This is a genomic window from Ochrobactrum sp. SFR4 (genome assembly GCF_019730395.1).
GTDB lineage: Bacteria > Pseudomonadota > Alphaproteobacteria > Rhizobiales > Rhizobiaceae > Pseudochrobactrum.
In genome coordinates this window covers 1-252 of record NZ_JAAPBB010001060.1, presented here as the reverse complement: position 1 = coordinate 252, position 252 = coordinate 1, and the positions used below count along the sequence as shown (strand labels likewise).

The following is a 252-nucleotide window of genomic DNA, read 5'->3' as shown; positions in this document are numbered from 1 at the left end:
AAGATCGGAATCGTAAGGTGACCAGACGCTGGCGACACCATGGGTGTAATGCACGGTGATGCCACCGATCAGCTTGCCTGTTTCACCTTCATGCAACATGCCGTCAATGCCTGCCTGCATTTTATAGGCGCTGTAGTCATAGGTGGCATCGGACGTCGAGGTGCGCGGCTGCATTTTGGTATAGGAGCCTTCAACCCGCCCCCAAATGCCAGAAGTTTCAATATAACTGCCAGCCTCGCTGTTTGGAGCATA

At 53.2% G+C, this 252-nt stretch carries 1 protein-coding gene; it reads right to left on the bottom strand.

Translation table 11 applies throughout. The features are described 5' to 3' along the window. Positions 1-252 (bottom strand): autotransporter outer membrane beta-barrel domain-containing protein (locus HBA93_RS22300; protein WP_221724694.1); only part of this gene is annotated, 252 nt, incomplete at both ends.